This window comes from Arthrobacter sp. Bi26, from assembly GCF_918697925.1.
GTDB lineage: Bacteria > Actinomycetota > Actinomycetes > Actinomycetales > Micrococcaceae > Arthrobacter.
Window position 1 is genome coordinate 1 of sequence record NZ_CAKKMF010000013.1, and the last position, 15,741, is coordinate 15,741.

Annotated in this window: 12 protein-coding genes; 5 read left to right on the forward strand and 7 right to left on the reverse strand. The window is 66.0% G+C overall.

Annotated elements, in window-relative coordinates; genetic code table 11:
* From LQV16_RS05140 to LQV16_RS05150, 3 genes are all read right to left on the reverse strand, one after another.
* A partial coding sequence (locus LQV16_RS05140) for an ABC transporter substrate-binding protein (RefSeq protein WP_229992827.1) occupies nt 1–1,127 on the reverse strand: 1,127 nt, incomplete at its 3' end.
* Nucleotides 1,128–1,266: 139 nt separating this feature from the next.
* On the reverse strand, nt 1,267–2,301 hold the full coding sequence (locus LQV16_RS05145) for a substrate-binding domain-containing protein (RefSeq protein WP_229992828.1): 1,035 nt from the start codon (nt 2,299–2,301) through the stop codon (nt 1,267–1,269).
* A 138-nt stretch (nt 2,302–2,439) separates the two neighbouring features.
* Nucleotides 2,440–3,378, reverse strand: coding sequence for a lipid kinase (locus tag LQV16_RS05150; RefSeq protein WP_229992829.1), 939 nt, complete (start codon nt 3,376–3,378; stop codon nt 2,440–2,442).
* A 366-nt stretch (nt 3,379–3,744) separates the two neighbouring features.
* Here LQV16_RS05150 and LQV16_RS05155 point away from each other — a divergent pair, with 366 nt between their 5' ends.
* Complete coding sequence (locus LQV16_RS05155; protein WP_229992830.1) at nt 3,745–4,911, forward strand: class I SAM-dependent methyltransferase; 1,167 nt, start codon at nt 3,745–3,747, stop codon at nt 4,909–4,911.
* Between the two features lie 23 nt (nt 4,912–4,934).
* Here the strand turns inward: LQV16_RS05155 and LQV16_RS05160 are convergent, their stop codons facing one another.
* The gene (locus tag LQV16_RS05160) at nt 4,935–5,891 is read right to left on the reverse strand and encodes a lipid kinase (RefSeq protein WP_229992831.1); all 957 of its coding nucleotides are present in this window, start codon (nt 5,889–5,891) and stop codon (nt 4,935–4,937) included.
* A 365-nt stretch (nt 5,892–6,256) separates the two neighbouring features.
* Here LQV16_RS05160 and LQV16_RS05165 point away from each other — a divergent pair, with 365 nt between their 5' ends.
* Nucleotides 6,257–7,423 carry a class I SAM-dependent methyltransferase gene (locus LQV16_RS05165; protein ID WP_229992832.1) on the forward strand — a complete coding sequence of 389 codons (1,167 nt, stop codon included), beginning with the start codon at nt 6,257–6,259 and terminating at the stop codon, nt 7,421–7,423.
* Between the two features lie 61 nt (nt 7,424–7,484).
* On the opposite strand, the gene LQV16_RS05170 is transcribed toward LQV16_RS05165, so the two are convergent.
* Nucleotides 7,485–9,158 (reverse strand): thiamine pyrophosphate-binding protein, encoded by a 1,674-nt coding sequence (locus tag LQV16_RS05170; RefSeq protein ID WP_229992833.1) that lies wholly within the window; start codon nt 9,156–9,158, stop codon nt 7,485–7,487.
* 120 nt (nt 9,159–9,278) lie between these two features.
* Nucleotides 9,279–9,782: an Lrp/AsnC family transcriptional regulator gene (locus LQV16_RS05175; protein WP_229992834.1), complete on the reverse strand. Its 504-nt coding sequence runs from the start codon at nt 9,780–9,782 to the stop codon at nt 9,279–9,281.
* A 93-nt stretch (nt 9,783–9,875) separates the two neighbouring features.
* Here LQV16_RS05175 and hisC point away from each other — a divergent pair, with 93 nt between their 5' ends.
* From hisC to LQV16_RS05190, 3 genes are all read left to right on the forward strand, one after another.
* On the forward strand, nt 9,876–10,973 hold the full coding sequence (hisC, locus tag LQV16_RS05180; protein ID WP_229992835.1) for a histidinol-phosphate transaminase: 1,098 nt from the start codon (nt 9,876–9,878) through the stop codon (nt 10,971–10,973).
* A gap of 55 nt (nt 10,974–11,028) precedes the next feature.
* On the forward strand, nt 11,029–12,441 hold the full coding sequence (locus tag LQV16_RS05185) for an amino acid permease (protein WP_229992836.1): 1,413 nt from the start codon (nt 11,029–11,031) through the stop codon (nt 12,439–12,441).
* A 270-nt stretch (nt 12,442–12,711) separates the two neighbouring features.
* Nucleotides 12,712–13,113, forward strand: coding sequence for a transposase (locus tag LQV16_RS05190; protein ID WP_229992871.1), 402 nt, complete (start codon nt 12,712–12,714; stop codon nt 13,111–13,113).
* An 896-nt stretch (nt 13,114–14,009) separates the two neighbouring features.
* Here LQV16_RS05190 and LQV16_RS05195 read toward each other — a convergent pair.
* Nucleotides 14,010–15,671 carry a YqaJ viral recombinase family protein gene (locus LQV16_RS05195; RefSeq protein WP_229992837.1) on the reverse strand — a complete coding sequence of 554 codons (1,662 nt, stop codon included), beginning with the start codon at nt 15,669–15,671 and terminating at the stop codon, nt 14,010–14,012.
* Nucleotides 15,672–15,741: the final 70 nt, after the last annotated feature.

A 15,741-nucleotide genomic window follows, 5' to 3' on the forward strand; every position in this document is an offset into this window, starting at 1 on the left:
ACGGCGGGGTCCGCGTAGAGAGACGCGTACGCCGGGGCACGGGAGGACAGGGCTAGGCGCTTCTGGGCCTGCTCCTCGCTGGTGAAGAACTTGATGAACTCCAGCGCCGTGGCCTTGTTGGCTGTGAACGGGGAGACGGCGAGGTTGCGGCCGCCGAGGGTGGAGACGCCGGGGCCGTCGGTGCCCGGGATGGAGGTGATGCCGAACTTGCCGGCCACCTTGCTGGAGCCGTCCGTGGCGCTCAGGGAGGCGTGCAGGAAGGGCCAGTTGCGCAGGAAGATCAGCTTGCCGTCCTGGAACGCGCGGCGGCCCTGCTCTTCGAGGTAGGTGATGGCGTCGGAGGGGAAGAGCCCGTCCTTGAAGCCGTCCACCAGCAGGTTCAGGCCCTTCTTGGCCTCGGGGGTGTTGACGGTGGGCTTGCCCTCGGCGTCCACCACGGTGCCGCCGGCGGAGGCCACGGCCTCGGAGAAGTTGACCGTGAGGGCCTCGTTCTTGTCGAACTGGCCGGCGTAGCAGGACATGCCGGCAGCTTCCGGGAGGGCCAGGATGGCCTTGCAGGCGGTCTTCATCTCGTCCCAGGTCTTGGGCGGGGCGGCGATGCCGGCGGCCTTGAGCAGGTCCGAGCGGAAGTAGAACAGCGCGCCGTCGGTGTAGTACGGGGCGCCCACCAGGGTGTCCCGGTAGGTCGCGGCGTTGACGGTGGCGGGGATCATCTTATTAGTGGGGATCGCGTCCGCGGGCAGCGGCAGGATCCACTTGTTGGCGGCGAACTCGGAGGTCCAGACCACGTCCAGGTTCAGCACGCTGAAGGTGTCCGACTTGATCTGCGCGTTCTGGATGAGCTGCTGGCGCTGCTGGTCCGCGGAGTCGGGCAGTTCGATGAACGTGACCTTCTCCTCCGGGTGGGCGGCGTTCCATTCCTCGATGCTCTTGTTCGCAGCTCCCGAGGCATCGCGGTTGGAGACGTAGTTGATGGGGCCCTTGCCCTCGAAGGACGCGGCGGCGGCCTTCGGGGCGCTCTTCGCGTCCGTGGCCGTTCCGCCGCAGCCGGTGAGGGCGACGGCGGCGACGGTCAGGGATGCGGTGGTGGCGAGAAGAGTCTGCCAGGTGCGGCGGCGCTGCCTCATGTGTTGCTCCTTGTTTTGTGGGGTGGTGCTAGTCGGGTGGTGTGGGTGGTTTGGTGCATGCGGAATCGCGGCGGGTTGCCTGGTGGCACAGGGGAGTGCCGGCTGTCGCCGTCGCGGGTACTGGTGTTGGGGGTCTTGGCTAGCTGGCCAGGACTTGTCCGCCGACTTGTTCGCCGGGCGCGACAGGGGTCGCCAGTGTTGAACCGGGCGGCGCGGTGGAGCCGCGCTCGATCAGCCGGTGCGGCATGATCTTCGGCCCCAGGTCGCGGGAGCGGAGCAGCTTTTTCACGGCCATCCGCCCCATCTCCTCGAGCGGCTGGGCCATGGTGCTCAGCGGCGGGTTCACGTGCAGCGAGGTCGACGTGTTGTCGAAGCCCAGGACGGAGACGTCCTCCGGTACCCGGAGCCCGCGCCGCTGCAGTTCATTGACGACGGCGGCGCCCATCTCGTCGCTCATCGCGAAGATCGCGGTGAGGCCGGGTTCCTGCCGCAGAAGTTCGTCGACGCCGGGAGCGCCGCTTTCGTAGAAGAAACTGCCGGTGGCGGTGACCGGCGTGCAGTTGGCCTCGGTCATGGCGCGGAGGTACCCACGCTTGCGGGGCTGGGCGACATAAATCGACGCCGGGTCGCCGGTCAGGAGGCCGATGCGCCGGTGGCCGAGCCGCAGCAGGTGGCGGGTCGCGTCATAGGCTGCCTGCTCGTCGTCGATGGCCACGCTTGGCGAGCCCGACTTGTCACTGATGGCGACGGAGATGATGGGAACGTTGGGCCCCAGCAGCTGCCTCGTCTCCGGCGTGATCACCGCGGAGATGAGGATGACGCCGGCGGCCCGGTAGGTGCGCAGGGTCCGCAGGTAGCCTGCGATGTAGGCGGACTTGGCGCCGGTGCGGCCGAGCATCACGGCGTAGCCGCGTTCCTGGGCTTCCTCCTCCACACCCTGCATGACCTGGGAGGCGAGGGCGTCGGAGACCATGGGTGCGAGGAGCCCGATCACGGACGTCTGCCGGGTCTTGAGGCCGCGGGCGAGGTAGTCCGTTTCGTAGCTGAGGCTCTTGACCGCGGTCTCGACGCGTTCCCGGGTCTCGTCGGAGTAGCCGACGAGCCCGTTGACAACCCGGGAGACGGTGGCCGGTGAGACGCCTGCGTGCTTGGCGACATCGCGGATGGTGACCACTGTTCCTCCTCCCTTGTGCTGGCCGGACCGTGTTACGCAAACGGTTTACGTAATCGGTTTCGTGATCTGCTGCACCAACACTAAGGGGAGATGTGCCGGAGGCGTGACTGTTTAGGAAACAACGCCCTCGGGAGGGGCCTAGGCTCCCGGTCCGTCGAACAACGCGCTGGTGCTGCTCTGGGGCACCACGACGTGGACGGCGTTGCGCTGGACGGTGAAGTCGGTGGGCGTGGTGGTCGCGATCTCGCCGTCGAGGTTCACCGGCAGCGGCTGGTCGGTGACCAGCCGGACACGCCTGGTGGTCAGGTGGTACACGCGGTCGTGTTTGATGAAGCTTCCGTCTTTGAGCAGCCGCGCGATACTCACGTGCTCCCGGACGGGCCCGGCCAGGATGGCGTAGATGTCAAGGGTGTGATCGTCGATCCCCGCCGTGGGGGAGACAGTGTTGCCGCCGCCGTAATGCCGGCCGTTGCCGACGGCCACCTGGAGCAGGTCGTCGAGCTCCATCGGCTCGTGGTCCCCGTCGGGGAACTCGAGGCGGGCCCGGAACGCCTTGTGCCGGGCATAGGCCGTCAGCGTGGCGATGCTGTACGCCAATGGCCCGATGTACCGCTTCAGGCGGGGGCTGAGAGCTTCGGTGACAGACACCGACAGGCCCACGGACGCGACGTTGAGGAATGGCTCGCCGTTGGCCCGGCCCAGGTCGATGTCCACCACCTTCCCTCCGGCGATGGTGGCGCACGCCTCGGCAAGATTGTTGGGTATCTCCAGCGTGCGGGCGAAATCGTTGGCGGTGCCCAGCGGAAGAACGCCGAGCACCACGTTGGTGCCGGCAACCCGGCCGGCGGCGTAGGACACCGTCCCGTCGCCGCCGCCGACAACCACCAGGTCGTGCCCGTCCGCAAGCACCCGGTCAAGCGTCCCGGCCAGGTCTGCCCCGGACAGCACGTGGTGCACGGAGGAGATGGGTACGCCTGCCTTGCGCATCGTGTCCACGGCAAGATCGGGTGCCGCCCCTCGTCGTGATCCGGCGTTGATCACGACGGCGGCAGAGCGGGCGTCCCGGGCAGACTTCATGCGGATCATGGTAGGCGGTGGACCTGTGAATTCCCGCAAGGGACTGGGTGGGATCTAGGACTCGCGCGGGCCCGGCGGTTAGACATGGCGTGAAGTACGACGGCGGCCGCTGGCTTTGCGCGGCGGTGACCTTCGGGTACTCCCAGTAAGGCGGCGGGACGGCGGCCACGGCACACCTGTATCCTGACAAGGCAGGTTGAATGGCTACAGCGGCCATCAACCACGCTCGGTTCGCGGCCGGATGACGGTCCGGAATCCTGGGCCGCAGCCATCCACGTCGTGGAATCACCGCCGCAATCGTCAGTCGCCGATCGGCTCCTCTGACGCTTGGAATGGATCTTTATCACTACGGACACGCCAGCTCCCGTGGGAATCCCGACGTCGGTCCTCAAGCCCTCACGCGGAGTTGCGGTGGATGATCCCGCCGTCGTGACCTGGGCCGAGGCTGGTGAGAGCATGACGGCGCGATGGCGTTCGGCGAACGGCAGACCGGCGCCGACGCGCATCGAAGTGGTCTCCGACTCTCTTACGGCCGATGATGCGAACCGGATGGCGTCAAAGGGGATCGCGATGCTCTGGCATGGTGACTTCCACAACGCACGGCAGATCCTCAACGCCCTGGACCGGCGGATAGGCGCCGGAAAGAAAGAGACCGCAGCAATTCCGGCCGATAAGTTCTATCGGCACCGCCAGTCCCGCTCGCATCGCGCACGCGTTCTCGGCCTGCTGCTGATACCTCTTGATCCGGGCCTGGTGGTGCCGCTGCGCCGCGCACCGGACATTCGGCAGGCCGCCGCTGAAGCGTACGGTGATATAGGCGAACCTTCCGTTGTGTCCCTGCATGAGCTTGTCGGGGCCATTGGCGCCCACGAGTGGCGACGTAATGGTGTCTACGTCGGTGCCCTGCAGGGCCGCATCCACCCGCACTATGGCACGTTCTTCCCCACCCGGAGCGAGTATGTGGATCTCGTGGCCGCCGCTGCGCTTCGCTCTGACACGTTGGCGTTCGACGTCGGAACCGGCACTGGGGTGCTCGCTGCCGTCCTCGCGCGCCGTGGCGTCCGCCGCGTGGTGGCGACGGACAACGAACCGCGTGCAATCGCCTGCGCCGCTGAGAATTTCCGGAACCTCGGCGTCCAGGACCGTGCCGAGGCCGTCCTGACCGACATGTTCCCGCCCGGGCGGGCACCGCTGATCGTGTGCAACCCTCCATGGATTCCGGCCACGCCGCATTCCAGCCTGGACAGCGCCGTCTACGACCCCGGGAGCAGGATGCTGTTCCGCTTCCTGAACGGACTCTCCGACCATCTGGAACCGGGCGGTGAGGGCTGGCTGGTCCTCTCCGACCTGGCCGAACACCTTGGCCTGCGGTCGCGTGACGATCTGCTGGCCGCCATCACGGCGGCAGGGCTGAAGGTGGTGGAACGGCTGGACACCAAGCCAACGCATCCGAAGGCATCGGACCGGGACAATCCTCTGTTCGAGGCGCGCGCGGCCGAGGTCACGTCCCTGTGGCGGCTTGTTCCCCGATAGTCACAACCTTCCGCCGTCGGGAATCACGACGGCGGCCCGCCCGCGGCGCCCGGTCCGTCGAACAACGCGCTGTTGCTGCTCTGAGGTACCACGACGTGAACGGCGTTGCGCTGGACGGTGAAGTCGGTGGGCGTGGTGGTCGCGATCTCGCCGTCGAGGTTCACCGGCAGCGGCGGCTCAGTGACCACCCGGACGTGTCGGCTGGTCAGGTGGTACACCCGGTCGTGTTCGATGAAGCTGCCGTCCTTGAGCAGCCGTGCAATACTCACGTGCTCCCGGAGCGGGCCGGCCAGGATGGCGTAGATGTCCAGGGTGTGATCGTCGATTCCTGCAGTGGGAGAGACCGTGTTGCCGCCGCCGTAATGCCGGCCGTTGCCGACCGCTACCTGAAGCAGGTTTTCCAGTTCCAGCGGCTCGTGGTCGCCCTCTGGGAACTCGAGGCGGGCCCGGAACGGTTTGTGCCGGGCATAAGCCCGAAGCGTGGCGATGCTGTACGCCAATGGCCCGATGTACCGCTTCAAGCGGGGGCTCAGAGCCTCCGTCACAGCCACCGACAGGCCCGCGGACGCCACGTTGAGGAATGGCTCACCGTTAGCCCGGCCGAGGTCGATGTCCACCACCTTCCCGTCTGCGACGGTAGCGCAGGCCTCGGCCAGATTGTTGGGTATCTCCAGCGTGCGGGCGAAGTCGTTGGCAGTGCCCAATGGAAGAACGCCGAGCATAACGTTGGTGCCGGCAACCCGACCCGCGGCGCAGGTCATTGTCCCGTCGCCACCACCGACAACCACCAGGTCGTGCCCGTCCGCCACCACCCGGTCAAGCGTCGCGGCCAGGTCTGCCCCCGACAGCACGTGGTGCACGGAGGAGATCGGCACGCCAGCCTTTCGCATCGTGTCCAGCCCAAGTTCGTGTGCCGCCCCGCGGCGTGATCCGGCGTTGATCACTACGGCGGCAGAGCGGGCGTCCCGGGCAGACTTCATGCGGATCATGGTAGGCGCTGGACCTGTGAATTCCCGCAAGGGACTGGGTGGGATCTAGGACTCGCGCGGGCCCGGCGGTTAGACATGGCGTGAAGTACGACGGCGGCCGCTGGCTTTGCGCGGCGGTGACCTTCGGGTACTCCCAGTAAGGCGGCGGGACGGCGGCCACGGCACACCTGTATCCTGACAATGCAGGTTGAATGGTTCCAGCGGCCATCAACCAAGCTCGGTTCGCGGCCGGATGACGGTCCGGAATCCTGGGCCGTAGCCATCCACGTTGTCGAATCACCGCCGCAATCGTCAGTCTGCGATCGGCCCCCGGACTCTTGGAATGGATCTTTATCACTACCGACACGCCAGCTCCCGTGGGAATCCCGACGTCGGTCCTCAAGCCCTCACGCGGAGTTGCGGTGGATGATCCCGCCGTCGTGACCTGGGTCGAGGCTGGTCAGAGCATGACCGCGCGATGGCGTTCGGCGAACGGCAGACCGGCGCCGACGCGCGTCGAAGCGGTCTCCGACTCTCTCACGGCCGATGATGCGAACCGGATGGCGTCACAGGGGATCGCGATGCTCTGGCACGGTGACTTCCACAACGCACGGCAGATCCTCAACGCCATGGACCGGCGGATGGGCGCCGGAAAGAAAGAGGCCGCAGCTACCCCGGCCGATAAGTTCTATCGGCACCGCCAGTCCCGCTCGCATCGTGCACGCGTTCTCGGCCTGCTGCTGGTTCCTCTTGATCCGGGCCCGGTGGTGCCGCTGCGCCGCGCACCGGACATCCGGCAGGCCGCCGCTGAAGCGTACGGTGATATCGGCGAATCTTCCATTGTGTCCCTGCATGAGCTTGTCGGGGCCATTGGCGCCCACGAGTGGCGACGGAATGGCGTCCACGTCGATGCCCTGCAGGGCCGCATCCACCCGCACTATGGCACGTTCTTCCCCACCCGGAGCGAGTATGTGGATCTCGTGGCGGCCGCTGCGCTTCCCTCTGACACGCTGGCGTTCGACGTCGGAACCGGCACGGGGGTGCTCGCTGCCGTCCTCGCGCGCCGTGGCGTCCACCGCGTGGTGGCGACGGACAATGAACCGCGTGCAATCGCCTGCGCCGCTGAGAATTTCCGGAACCTCGGCGTCCAGGACCGTGCTGAGGCCGTCCTCACCGACATGTTCCCGCCCGGGCGGGCACCCCTCATCGTGTGCAACCCTCCCTGGATTCCGGCCACGCCTCATTCCTCCCTGGACAACGCCGTCTACGACCCCGGGAGCAGGATGCTGTTCCGCTTCCTGAACGGACTCTCCGACCATCTGGAACCGGGCGGTGAGGCCTGGCTTGTCCTCTCCGACCTGGCCGAGCACCTTGGCCTGCGGACGCGTGACGATCTGCTGACCGCCATCACGGCGGCTGGGCTGAAGGTGGTGGAACGGCTAGACACCAAGCCAACGCATCCGAAGGCATCGGACCGCGACGATCCCCTGTTCGAGGCGCGCACGGCCGAGGTCACGTCGCTGTGGCGGCTTGTTCGCCGATAGTCCGGTGCGATAGGGCGCAGCCTCCGGAGCAGCTGCAGCCGCGTGCCCCTGGGCAGTACAGCTACCCCGCCACCGCCGCCTTTGCCTCCTGTTTGGCCGCCATCCACTCGCTCAGCCACGGGGCCCGCACGCTCGACGTGATCCGGCAGTCGGCCACGAAGGTTCCCCTGGCGCCGGCGTCGATCCAGTCCTGGAGCGCGGAAAGGTCCGCCAGCGAGCGGATGATCGCGGATTCGGCACCGAGCGCGCGGGCGATGCCGCTGAAGTCCACCTCGGGGATCAGCATGGGCTTTTCGGTCAGGCCCTGGGAGCCGTACTGGTGGATTTCGGCTCCATAGGCGGCATCGTTGTAGATCACGATGACGGCGCTGCTGGCCGCGCCAATCAGCGATTCGAGGTCGGACAGGCCCATCAGGAAACCGCCGTCGCCGGAGGCCAGCACCAGGGTGCGGCCGTCCTCCACGGCGCGGGCTGCCCCGACGGCGCTGGCAAGGCCCAGCCCAATGGCCTGGTAGGCGGTCCCCACCATGACCAGGTCCTGGGGCCTCGGGATGCGCCAGTACATGGGTGCCCAGCCGACGAAGTGCCCTCCGTCCTGGACCACCGTGCGGCGCTCCGGCAGCACCGCATCCAGTGCCGTGGCAAGGGAGCGCGGGTCCAGCCGCCCGTCCGGGGTCTCCGCTGTGCCTGCCTGGTGGGCCGGTCCCTCGGCCAGGCGTTTGCGGGCTTCCGCGCGCCAGGCTTCTGCGGGGCTGGCGTCCGGCGAGGCCGGGCCATCCAGCATCGTCAGGATGCGTCCCGCAGCGGACTTCACGTCCGCGCTGACGAACGTGTCCACCCGGGGGTGCGTCGGCTGCAGGGCGGCGTCGATCTGGATGACCGTGCTGTCCGGGCCGAGCAGGTGCCCGAACCGCATGGTGAAGGGGCTCAGGCTTGCCCCGGCCACGAGGACCACATCGGCCTCACCCATGAGCCCGGCCGCGGTGTCCGTGCCGAAGCCGCCCGCGACGCCGAGATACCCGTCGCCCTGGAGCAGGTTGAGCGCCAGGGCGGTTCCGGCGGTCAGCGCGCCGAGGCGGTCGGCGAGCTCCCGGAGCTCCGGGCCGGCGCCGGCGAGATGTGCGCCGCGGCCGGCGAGGATCAGCGGCCGCTTCGCCCCGGCGAGCAGGCGGGCCACCTGCCCCAGGCCGCCGTCGACGTCGTCCATCACCGCCGCTGCCAGCGGCTCGGGAAGCTCTTCGTCGGCCGCCTCGAGTGCCGCGAGGTCGTAGGGAATGGCAATCACGACGGCGGTGCGCTTGGTGAGCGCGTACTCCACCGCCTGCTGCGTGATGGAGCCCGCGGCGTCGCGGGTGACGGTGAAGGTCGCGGCGCCGAGGCCTGCGGCGATGGCGGCCTGGTCCACGTCCCAGGGGCGGGCGCCGCTGCTCGGGGCGTCGCCGGTGACCAGCACGACGGGGATTTGTGCCTGGACGGCCTCGGCGAGGGCGGTGAGTGCGTTGGTGTAGCCGGGGCCGTAGGTGGTGGTGCCCGCTGCGAGGCGTCCTGACGTCCGGTAGTAGGCGTCGGCCGCGGCGATGGCGGCGCCTTCATGGCGGACGGCGGAGAAGCGGAGGCCCAGCTTTTCCGCGGCGTCCAGGAAGTAGACGTTTCCGTTGCCCATGACGCCGAAGACATCGCTGAGGTAGCTGCTGAGAACCTGCGCCACGCGGCCGGAGACGGTAAGTGAAGTCATGCAGGAATCATGTGGGCTGGTTCACAGATGGGCAAGAGAGGCGGATTTGCTTGGGATTATTGGCAGGAAGTGGGAGAGTTAACTGAAAATCTGCCCACTTGTGGCGTGCGTCACCCGCGCTTAGTGCGAAGGGCGGGATTCCTGCTCGGAGAGCCGGCTCAGGAGGCCGTCGTAGCGGGGCGGCATGAGTTCCAGTACGGAAATGGCGGTGCTGGTCCGTTGGATCCCGTCGATTTCCAGGATCTCGTTCGTGATCCGGTAGAGATCGGCCGTGCTGCGTGCCACAACTTTGGCCATGAGGTCCGCGTCCCCGGTGGTGGCGTGCACCTCGATGACCTCGGGAATCGCGGCGAGCCCGTCTTCCACTGCACCTGTCCGCGTCTGGCTGATGGACAGCGAGAGGAAGGCCATCAGGTCATAGCCAAGTGCGGCGGGATCCAGCCTCCGGCTGAAGGAGCGGAGGGCGCCGCTGCGCTCGAGCCGTGAAAGCCGGGCGTGGACAGTGTTCCGTGCGACGCCGAGCGTCCGCGAGAGTGCCAGGGCGCTGGCTTCCGGGTCCTTGTCGAGGGCCAGGATGATCCTGCCGTCGAGGGAATCCAGGGTGCGAGGGTTCGGGATGGTCATATTTTCACCATAGACACTAGAAGTTGAGCAGAAGTCCCAATGGGATGAGCGTATCTTGCATTGTGTGCCTGGTCACAATCATGATCGTTGCTCATGACCCGTGATCAGCTCCTAACCGCACCGGACACCGCGCATCCCGCCCTTCGTGGCGCTGTGGCCGGACTTCCGCCCTACGTCCCGGGCCGGCGCAGCGCCGGCACGGACGTTGCGGCCCTCGCCAGCAACGAAAGCCACTACGAGCCACTGCCCGCTGCCGCCGCTGCGGTGGCCGCAGCGGCCGGTACGATGAACCGCTACCCTGACAGTGCCGCCGTCGAACTCCGTGAACGGATTGCCCGCCACCTCGGCGTCACGGCCGGAGAGGTCGCCGTGGGACCCGGCAGCGTCGGCGTCCTCCAGCAGATCATCACCGGACTGTGCGACGCCGGGGATGAAGTGATCTTCGCCTGGCGCTCCTTCGAGGCCTACCCCATCCTGGTTGAGCTGGCAGGCGCCCAGCCGGTCCGCATCCCGCTGGACGGAGCTGAGGGCCACGACCTCGATGCCATGTCCGCGGCCGTCACCGCCCGCACGAAGGTGATCCTGCTTTGCACCCCCAACAATCCCACCGGCGTACCGATCAGCCATGAGCGCGTTGAGGCCTTCCTGCAGTCCGTCCGCTCCGACATCCTCGTGGTGATTGACGAGGCCTACGTGGAATACGCCGAAGCGGGCAGCGGCCCCGATTCCCTGGCGCTCTACCGCCAGTACCCGAACGTCTGCATCCTGCGCACCTTCTCGAAGGCGTACGGGCTCGCCGGCCTGCGCGTGGGATACGCCGTGGCGGCGCCGGAGATCGCCGAGGGACTGCGCCGGACCGCCCTTCCCTTCTCGGTGAGCGCACTGGCCCAGAAGGCGGCCATCGCATCGCTGGACGCGGGGGAGGAGATGGAAGCGCGCGTCGCCGCCGTCAGGCAGGAACGTGCCCGGATGGCCGCGCAGCTGGAAGCCCAGGGCTGGAAACTGCAGCCGAGCCAGGGCAACTTCCTGTGGATCCGTGCGGATGAGCTGCTCCAGGCGAGGCTGGTGGAGGCGTTTGACCGCGCGGGCATCATGGTCCGGGCTTACCAGGGGGACGGTGTGCGGATCACCGTTGCCGGCCCCGCCTCCAACGATCGCGTGCTCCGGGTTTTGGAAGCCCACGCAGCCTGAGAAACCGACTGACCTGAAACCCCATCCGTTCCACCAACAAACCAGAGGACTCCTCATGGAACAACAGACAATGACGTCTGGCCGCCCACTGGGCGCCGCACTCAAACCCCGCCAGCTCACCATGATGGGGCTCGGTAGCGCCATCGGCGCGGGCCTCTTTATCGGCTCCGGCGCCGGCATCCAGGCCGCGGGCCCGGCCGTGCTGATCTCCTACCTCGTGGCCGGCACCCTCATCATCCTGGTGATGTGGGCCCTCGGCGAGATGGCCGCCGCCAATCCGGACAGCGGTGCCTTCTCCGTCTATACGGCCAAGGCCTACGGGCCGGTGGCCGGTGCCACGGTGGGCTGGCTCTGGTGGCTGCAGCTCGTGGTGGTCATCGCGGCCGAAGCACTGGGTGCGGCAGGACTGCTGTCCACCATTTTCCCGGCACTGCCGGTGTGGCTGATGGCCTTCGTGTTCATCGTGGTGCTCACCGCCGTGAACCTCACCAGTGTGAAGAACTTCGGCGAGTTCGAGTTTTGGTTCGCCCTGCTCAAGGTGGCGGCAATCGTCGGGTTCCTCCTGGTGGGCGCTGCCCTGCTCTTCGGCTGGCTGCCGGGCGTCCAGTCACCGGGCCTGTCCAACTTCACGGGTGCCGGCTTCGCACCCAGCGGTTTTGCCGGGATTGCCACAGCCCTGTTTGTGGTGGCATTCGCGTTCGGCGGCACCGAGATCGTCTCCGTGGCGGCAGCTGAAACCGCGGAGCCGGCCCGCAGTGTGAAGAAGGCAGTCCGCACGGTGCTGTGGCGCATCCTGGTCTTCTACATCGGTGCGATCTTCGTGATCGCGGCAGTGGTTCCCGTGGGTTCGGCGGGACTGAAGAGTCCGTTCGCCGCCGTGCTGGACGCAGCCGGCATGCCCGGCGCAGCCACCGCCATCACGCTGGTAGCCGTCGCAGCGCTGCTCTCCGCCCTCAATGCCAACCTCTACGGCGCCTCACGGATGGCGTTCTCCCTCGCCGAGCGGGGTGAGGCTCCGCGCCTGCTAGCTTCCGTGTCCAAAGCGCAGGTACCTGTTGTCGCAGTCCTGGCCAGCGTCGCTTTCGGCGTTGTCACGGTTGTGCTGGAGTTGGCTTTCCCGGAGAAGGTCCTTCCCGTCCTGCTGAACATCGTGGGTTCGACGTGCCTGTTGGTGTGGACGTCCGCGCTCCTCGCCCAGCTCGCGTTGCGCCTCCGCGCCGACCGCGAGGGAACGGAACTTCCCCTTCGGATGCCCGGCTTCCCGTGGCTCACCGGCATCGGCCTCCTCATCCTCGCGGCGATCTTCACGGTGGGCTTCATCGGTGAGGATTCACGCCCCCAGCTCCTGAGCACGTTCGCACTCGTGGCGCTTCTGGCCCTGGCGAACTGGCTCCACCACCGCTCGGGGAACGTTTTGCCCGTTTTCGAATCCTCAGAGCGTGCCAAGGCCCCGGTGCTCATCGACTGAAATGAGCGCTGCGAACCCTTTCGTGGGTTCGGTGCACGCGGAGGGCGCGTCCGGTCTGGCCGGGCGCGCCCTCCGTATGGCGGGCCCTGGCCACTCACGAGGCGTCTGACCAGCCCTGTCCTGCCTCATAGCTGGCAATGAGGCAGGACCCTAGAGACGTCGACGTTTCCGCTGTTTCGAAAATCCCGAAGTCCGGCAACGGCTCACCCAGCAGGTTCATGGCCGGCGGGGACGGTCCATAACCCGGTCTGGGCCAACCGGCGCCTGCTACTGCGGGCCGGGGACACACTCTCGGACCGTGCCCGGGACAGGCTCAACACCGTGTTCGCCACCGATGATGCCACCGGAAAATTGCAGGCAGCCTGGCTGGTCAAAGAGCAGCTCCGGGCACTGCTCACCACAGAATCCCTCGCCGACACGGCGGCCGCGAGAGACCGCATGCAGGCCTTGGTAGAACAAGCCGCTCAGCCGGAAACCAACCGGCTCTGGCGCACGGTCTGCCGGTGGTGGAAAGAGATCGAAGTCCTCGTTGTCACCGGCGCGACTACGGCGAAAGCGGAAGCCAACAACACCGCGATCAAGCACATAAAAAGGACGGGCCTGGGATTCACCAACGCACGCAACTACAAAACGCCTATCCTGTTGCGCAGTGCCGCCAGAACAGCGGCATGAACATTCATCACGGCAGAATATCCACCACGAACCGTGAAGAGCCGGGATCGTTAGCGGTGGCTGCGGCGGTGTCCACGCACTTGGCGGCCTAGATGGTGTCGTCGTGCCAGACCCCCACCTTTCCGTCCTCGGTCAGGCGGTGTCCAGGCCCCAGGGTGGTCATGCCCAGGCCCAGGGAGTTTCCGTTCCGACACCTGGGCGGCGGTAATGGCTTGTTGGTCGACAGTGTGTCGCAACTATCGCGGAGAAATCTGTCGAGCCGCTAAGCACTGTTTCAGAAAGAACCGTGTCGATAGGCAGCGGTTGGGGTGCGGAGAGCATTCTTCCCGCAGAGCGCCGTTGCGATCATCGATGCCGTGATATTTCCTGACATAGTGCCAATCCAAAAAACAGCGTCCATAAGCATTCCTCTATCTTCGTCACGGAATCGTTTACCAAAATAAATTGAGATTCCGGCGGAGACTACGAAAAGCCCAGTCGCGACCGCAACGGCGACTCCCAGCCCCAGGGGGTCTATGAAATCTTTGGCTATTCAATCACAGGTGGCATGGCGTTCGCATATTAGGCATTAGGACATGCCTATGTAAGTAACCAAGTCTGCGGCCGTTGATGGCGGAACTGCTGCTTGGCTACCTTCCCCGTGCCTTTGTTCCAAAGCTTGGGCGATCGGGCGGACATTCGCATGTCCTCAGGCGACTCCGCCAGCGTGAACCCGAACGGGCCGCCGCCCTTCACGTGCGTCTTCGGCCTCTAACGCGCGAATTCTTAGGTGCTCCCAGGACGCCAGCCGCGCGGCGGATGCCGTATTGCGTTGGGCATGAGGCTGGGGCGGTAGGTCAGAATTGCCAACTAAGAGGTGCGCAGACCTTTCAGTCGGCGTCCTGCTCTCCGAACCATCACCGGTCGTGCCATGAGATTTGGGCCGACGGAAGCTGGCATTCAAGCAACATGACGGCGACCTCGAGTTGATCCCTTCCGAGCTGGCGTGCCATCGACGGTAGCCAAACGCCGTCATAGTAAGCGGACGCCAAATACCGAAGGTCGTCTTCAGACCAGGGACGCCCAGAATGTTCCACCGCCGGATCTTTGAGGGGTCCTTCGGTGTTGAGAATGCGTCGCGCCAACTCGAACACGACGGCTAGGCGCGTGGCGCCGCAATCGCTGGCCAAGTCATCCAATGCGACCCCTTCGTCGTAGAGAACGAGGAGTCGGGAGGTCTCACTGGAAGTCCACCGGTGCTCCTCGTCCTCGTCGCCGATGGTTTCAGCGGCCGTAGAGCTGGCAGACTGCACGGAAATCGTTGCCTGTGGCCGATCAATTGATGCCGCTAGCGGCTGGCTAGCCACTGGAGAGACAGCCGGCTGGTTTGGCTCAATGGTGCGGATCGGAAACCTCTGGAGGGTGGCGATGGGCACGTCGAGCCAAGCGAGATCGTGGGCGAAGTTAGTGACGCCCGGAAGTCGACATTCGAACAACCGAAATGCGACTCCGAGCTGATCCCTCCCGAGTCCGCGAGCGATCGATGGTAACCAAACGCCGTCGTAGTAAGCGTCCGTTAGATTCGAGATGTCATCCGACGACCAATAATTGCCATAGTGTTCCGCCAACGGGTCTACAAGAGGTGCCTCTGAATTGAGCAATTGGCGGGTCAGTTCGAAGACAACCGCCCGGTCCGTCGCACCAACGATGTCTCCTAATTCATATAGTGGGACGCCTTCCCCGTAGAGGAAGAGGAGACGTGAGGTTTCGCTGGTTGTCCAATGGCGGTCCTCGTCCTCGTCGCGGACAGCCTTCGGGGCCCCGGAACCAACAGCCTCCAACATTACGGACGTCGCTGGCAACCCCAGGTGCTCCTCTACCTGCCAACTCCCGACAGCGGACGCGGATGAATCCGCCAGCTCACACCCAAGAAATGCTGAGGTGTTGACCGGTACCTCCGTTCCCCGGAAAGAATCCCTGACGCGATCGAGCTCCTCGATGAAGCGGTCGGCATGGTCCCGCAGAACGCCAATGCGGGCCTCGTCTCGATATACCCAGCGGTGTTCGCGCTCGAAGGAGTGCCGATTTTCCACGACGAAGAGCGCACGCTCAGATCTTGTAACGTGTAGCTGCCACTGAAGCTGATCTCGGTACATGCTCAGCGTGGCAACCAATGGCTTCACAGATGTCTTGATTTCGGCCACGACATCCGACCCAATGCCGTCCGGGGTTGCAAGGTGACGCGCATTCGATCCCACACAAATAAAGGAGTTAGGAAAAATGCCAAACTCTTCGGCCACCCATGCGGCGATGACTGGCTCGCGTTCAATACCGTGCTGGAACGAGGCAAAGCGCGGCCCCTCTTCGCCGGTAAGCTTCTGCTGCAAAAGTGCAGGCCGCTGCTTGCTCGGATCGCCGTTCAGCTTGACTATCTTCTTCAGGTCGGTGGCGGTCACCCCATGGCGGCGTGCACGAAGCCACGCATCCCTATCTTCGGATCCAACGGGGCGACCCGCGCCATCGGTCAGATACGTGACGTGGAAGATGCCCCCCTCTCCGGGAACGGGGGGCGTATTCATGGGTGGCTGAATCGGCGAGAGCCGGGGCCTCTCCCGTTCCTGGCCGACGACGGACGTCGGGGGCAAAGGG